Origin of the sequence: Xenococcus sp. PCC 7305, assembly GCF_000332055.1 — a bacterium.
In the GTDB taxonomy this organism is placed as follows: domain Bacteria; phylum Cyanobacteriota; class Cyanobacteriia; order Cyanobacteriales; family Xenococcaceae; genus Xenococcus.
In genome coordinates, this window is the sequence record NZ_ALVZ01000036.1 from 1 (window position 1) to 5,922 (window position 5,922).

A 5,922-nucleotide genomic window follows, 5' to 3' on the forward strand; every position below is an offset into this window, starting at 1 on the left:
GCAACTGCAAGAGTAAACAGTGCTAAACATAATGTTTTTTCATGACGGCGACCCGCACGGCGACGTGGATCTGGTAGCTCTACAAAGGCATTTATGATACTTTGTTGTGGCATCCTGCTTATTAGGGTATCGTGACTATCACATTATCCCTCTTTCTAGAATGAAATAGCCCTGACTCATTACCCATTACCCATTACTCATTACCCATTACCCATTACTCATTACCCATTACCCAATAACCTCAATGTCTTGGTTACTAATTACATTACTATTACTCAAAGTCGCAACCACGATCGCATTACCAGAACCAGTACCATCCGCATCAAACAGCAATCGATTATTATTTGTATTAAACAAAAAGCGATCGTCAGCATCCCCAGGAACATTGCCCAACACAAACTGACTCGGATCTAAAATTCCCGCCGTCAAACCGCTACCAAAAGCTGCTGCTGAGACTACAATCTTATCCACTCCTGCCTCAAAATCGCTAATCACATCGTTGCGATGATTTAAACCTAAATAGACAAAGCGATCGCTGCCAGCATTGCCCGTCAATGTATCAATATCCGCACCACCAAGCAACTCATCATCTCCCGCGCCACCTTGCAGAGTATCCCGACCGCCAGCACCATTGAGCTTCACCGGCAATTGAGTCACTGCCGAAGCATCAATATTATTTTGCCCGCCACCAGTGGAAATTTCTACCAACTCAACCTCACTGAAAGTATCAGTTCCCCTGCCAATAACCTGAGTATCAGTCACTGTAAAATTTAAATTCCCCGTTTCCAGAACGCGATCGCTTCCTGCTCCGCCAAAAATAGTATCATCCCCATTGCCCCCCCGTAGCGTGTCATCTCCTGCTTCGCCATATAACTCATCAAATCCCCCTTCTCCTTCAATAAAATCATTATCGTTCCCGCCAAAAAGACTATCTGCGCCCTCTCCTGCTTTTAGGGTATCGTTGCCATTGCCCCCAATTACCAGGTCATCACCCTTTTGACCCCGCACGAGATCCGCTCCATTGCCGCCATCTACCGTATCATTGCCGTTATCGCCATTGAGAGTATCATTGCCATCATTTCCTTCCAGGCTATCTTTGCCTAGACTGCCAAAAAGCTCATCATTATCATCGCCCCCTTGGAGCGTATCATCCCCATCGTCTCCATTTAAAACATCATTACCCTCGTCTCCATAGATCAGATCCGCTTCATTATTGCCATTGATCGTATCTGCTCCTTCATTGCCCGAAAGTAAATCATAACCCGCTCCCCCAAAAATGCGATCGCTGCCTAAATTCCCTGCGATCGTATCATCTCCATCATTCCCTTCGAGACTATCGTTATCTCCATCTCCCAAAATGAAATCATTATCTTCGCCCCCTTTAATAATGTCGTTCCCATCTCCCCCGGCCAAACTATCGGCACCTTCTGAGCCGAGCAAACTATCTGTTCCCTCACCGCCCAAAAGATTATCCCTGCCCCCAAAGCCATTGAGGGTATCATTCCCGGCTAATCCTTCTATCTGGTCAGCAGCAGCGCCGCCTTGGAGCAAATTGTTATTACTATTGCCGATAATCGTATTAGCAAAGGGCTCAGTAATCGTTAAAACTTGATTCACCGCCACATTATTGAGAAGCTGGGTCACTCCCGAAGGCCAGGTGATTTCGACTTGATTTACCAAATTATCTGAACCCAAACCAAAATGGAGACGAGTATCATTTTGAGCAAAATTATGGGTTCCTCCATTTTGTTCCCGTAGTTGAATCGTCCCGCCAGAAGTCACTCTCACTTGAGCACCAATGCCATCGCGGTTAGATTGAACTCCTTCGAGGTCAATTAGTAGCCAATTATTACTATTGCCCTGATTTGACAACAGCTGTGATGGTGTGCCCAAATAGGTTTTGCGAGGAGAACGAGCAACATTAGAACTGACAAAAATATCCAAAAACCCATCATTATCAAAATCACTAGTTGCGAGCTTTGACCCGGTTTCAAAATCTAACCAGACAGGCCCCACCGATGTTCCAGCAGCTCCGCCGCCTTGGGCGATCGCGATAAAGGTTCCATTACCCTGGTTATCGTAAAGAATATTTGGCTGATCAAAAGTGGCATAGGAATTGGCCAGATAGAGATCAATATCTTTGTCGTTATCAAAATCTCCCGATATGACCGATTGTGCCAAGGTCGGACTAGTCAATCCCGCAGGCCCACTGTTATCAATAAATTGATTGGTATTAGGATCAAAGACCCAAAGCTGATCGCTTAGAGCATTAATATCGGGATCGACATTAGTAAAGCCAATCGTTTGTAAATTCGTAATATCTGCTGTGGATTCTACTGCCGAGCGAATACTCTCAAAGTTATCGGAATTGAGTCGAATTTCCCAGGTTTGAGAGTTGGCATCATAGCCAATATAGACTCCCCGAGCAGAGCGATCGCTTTGTAATCCTGTGATATTAGGACTAGTGGGATTCAGAGCTAAGGCCGCGACTCGATCTATTTCACTGGTCAGAGGATTATCGTTAGCAGTGGCGGGACTGGTTGTTGCCGAGCTGATATTTACAAAGGCTTCGAGTTCGGCGGCGGTAGGATTGCGTCCCGATGTGCCTAGAAAAATTTCACTGGGGTCTAAATCGGCTTGAATTCCATTGAGGCTAAAAAAGTCGATCGCAACGGTGCCACTGGTTTGAAAACTGTAACCAATTTCTTCTCCTATGTTGCGGATAATCAATTCTCCCCCAATGATGCGATCGTTATTTTGGGCAACACTTGGGTAAACTGTGGCAATACTAGAGCGCACTAAAAAGATATCGTTATAACCATCACCGTTAAAATCGGCAATTACCGAGTCTCTAGCTGAGGCGTGATCTTCAAAGTCTTCTGTCGGATCAACAGGCAGATCGCTGGTTAGAGGAAAATTAAAGTTATTGGTAATATTAACAAAGCCATTGGAGATGTCATAAACTTCTAGCGGAAATTCATAGGTACCTTGAATTACAAGTTCTAAAATTCCATCTCCTGTCAAATCGGCCAACTGACCATAACGAGAAGAGCCATCAATATCTAGCCCCACAGCATTTGATTGATCGATAAAAGTGCCATCAATTTGTTGTTCAAAATAAGCATTAGAACCTTGTCCATCAGGTCTTTGGGCTACTAAATTAATAAAATCCAAACGACCATCATTATTACCATCAAACCAGATAGAGGAACGACTACGAGCAATTTGATATACTACGCCCTTGGCGGTACTTTCGTTGCTTAAAAGTCCCAGGTCACTATTATGAGTAACAAAAAAATGATTAGGTTGTCCTGTCGCATTTGCCCCGCCTAATTGACCACCACTATTGACAAAAACATCGCGATCGCCATCATTATCAAAATCGATCCAATTAGTCCCGTGAGTATCGCCCCCACTACCTTGCCGCCAATCTTCAGTAAATAAATTGGTAAAAGTTCCATCCCCATTATTGATGTAGAGAAAGGGGTATTTCGCATCAGGAAATAAAGAATTAGGTGATTCGCCATTATAACCATGTCCACTGACCCAAAGATCGCTTAATCCATCCTGGTTATAGTCTAGCCAAGCAACACTCATTGCTTCATCTCCTCGATGTCGGGACCAAACAATTCCCGCACTTCCGGTGATATCCTGAAATGAATTAAAGTTAAGAGTCATAATATTATTTGTATCCTAATCATTGCTTATAAAAAGCAAGGCAAATTAAAGTCAAAAATAGCAATAAATATTCCTAGATATTTTAATGCTATTCAACCTATTTTTCAAGATATTATTATTAGTTTAATCTTTTGAAAAACTTGTCGGTATTTTGACGATAAATCGAAATTTTATGGATACAAAAAAGATAATAGTACTTCTTAAAACAGTGAGATATATAAAGTTTTGGACAACAGGTTCTTGATTTTATTTATTTCTGGGTTTTGAAGAAAGATGATTGCCAATGACTCATCAACGTAGCCAAAACAATCATGCCAGCGCCAAACCATCCTCGCCAACCCAAAACCTCTCCCAAAATCAAATAAGCAAAAACCAAACCCCAAACAGGTTCTAATGTATAAATAACCGCAGCTTGAGTAGATTTGATTCTAGCTTGACCCCAAGTTTGAATACAAATCGTACCTGTTGTAACAACTAAACCTAAATACAATAAAGAGCTCCAAGGTAAATCCCATAAATTCTGCAAACTAGTGAACCAATGGGACTTATCTACTGACACCCATAACAAAGAAAAACCTACAGCGCCCCACATTTGCGCTGCGGCTAAGGGCAAAGCATTGAACTTACGGGCATAGTTTTCGATTCTGATAATGTATAAGGCATAGCTACAGGCAGTACCTAAAGTCCAAAGATCACCTATATTTGGGGTCTGGCGATCGTAGGACAAAATTCCAACCCCCATTAAAGCTAAAAACGCAGCAATCCAAATAGAAGATTGGACTTGATTTGTCTTAGCTCCAGAATATGTATTCCGGTTTCGATTTTTTTTCGCCAATAACTTGGGGCAGGAAATAGATAAACGAATTAGTAGTGGGACTAAGACAACGTACAGGGTGGTAATAAAAGCACTGCGACTAGCACTAGTATATTGCAACCCAATAGTCTGAGTTGCTGAGCCGAGTAATAACCAGAAACCCAATTCTAAACCAGCATTTACCAAGCGCTTATTGTTTAGCAAAAAAGGAGTGAAACAAAGAGCCGCCAAGGCATAAGAAATTAAAGTTAGGAGCGATGGCGCTATTACCGTGATAGTTTGCTTGAGTACGACATAGCTACTGCCCCATAATAGGGGGGCAAGATTCAACAGACTTAAGCCGAGTAAAGTTGAATTGGCTTTTTGGGTTTGATGGAACATGTCTGAAGAATTGGTGGTGAATTGGATTAAGGTTAGCTAATTATGGAAGAATCACACGACATCTTGCAAGATCGCAATATTTTGCTCGATATTGAACCGATTGAAAATATCTAGATATTGCTGTAACTCGGAGGTTCTTTTATCTTGCTCGCGATCGTGAGCTTCATCTTGCCAACCAATAAAGATTTTTGCCGCATTGTCATATTCTGCGATCGCTTGCTTCATTAATAATAAAGCCTGCAAAGAATCCTCTAGCTGAGCTCTCGGATGATCGGGGAACATCACCTGACTCTTGCGAGAAGGATAATAGGGATGAAAATTAAAATCTATGGGGACTTCGTATTTTTGGGATAAATCTAGGCCGTATCTTACCGTTTTCTCGGCTTCTTCGATAGCTGCTTGACCGACAATCTCAGGAGGTTGAAACACAATGTTGAATTCTATGCCGATACGAGTTTGATAGGTACCTGCGATCGCAAAAGCCTTTTCAATAGCTTCTTTGGACATCAATTTCTTTAAATTGACCATGCGAATCGTTTCATCCTGAGATTCTATTCCCAAAATGATTTTTATCTGTTGATCTTGGCGCAGATTATTGACAATGACATCTAGATTTTTGTGTTTAATATAACATTCGCGAGAATCCCAAGAAACAATTTTACATTTTTCTAAAGAAGCCGCATATTTTGCTATGTAGAACAAAGTCTCAGGAGACATTTCTAATTTATTTAAAGTAGAACCGGAATTGTAAATCACTAAATGAACAATATCTGGTAAAACATCACCATAGTAATCTTGAAAAAAGACTAGTCGCTGTTGATTCAGCTCATAATTAAACTGAACTCCTTCCCCCGCGCCAATATCACAATGATTACACTGGCTCTGGTGAAAAGGACATCGACCATCTTGGAATTCATTGCCAAAGACCAGGGCGAGACGTCGGCCATAGCCATCTAAAACAGAATTAAACAAGGTGGATTGTTCGGGAATTGCAACACTAGTATTCATTACTTATTACTTATTACTTATTACTTATTACTTATTACTTA

General features: G+C 41.7%; 3 protein-coding genes. All 3 read right to left on the reverse strand.

Going from position 1 to position 5,922, the window contains the following annotated elements:
* Positions 1 to 228: 228 nt before the first annotated feature.
* The 3 genes from XEN7305_RS26225 to XEN7305_RS00535 all read right to left on the reverse strand — a co-directional run bounded on the left by XEN7305_RS26225 (position 229) and on the right by XEN7305_RS00535 (position 5,881).
* Complete coding sequence (locus XEN7305_RS26225; RefSeq protein ID WP_006507343.1) at positions 229 to 3,678, reverse strand: CRTAC homolog protein; 3,450 nt, start codon at positions 3,676 to 3,678, stop codon at positions 229 to 231.
* 250 nt (positions 3,679 to 3,928) lie between these two features.
* A complete protein-coding gene (locus tag XEN7305_RS00530; protein ID WP_006507344.1) occupies positions 3,929 to 4,873 on the reverse strand; it encodes a DMT family transporter in 945 nt (314 codons plus the stop codon).
* Positions 4,874 to 4,924: 51 nt separating this feature from the next.
* The gene (locus XEN7305_RS00535) at positions 4,925 to 5,881 is read right to left on the reverse strand and encodes a hypothetical protein (RefSeq protein WP_006507345.1); all 957 of its coding nucleotides are present in this window, start codon (positions 5,879 to 5,881) and stop codon (positions 4,925 to 4,927) included.
* Positions 5,882 to 5,922 lie beyond the last annotated feature (41 nt).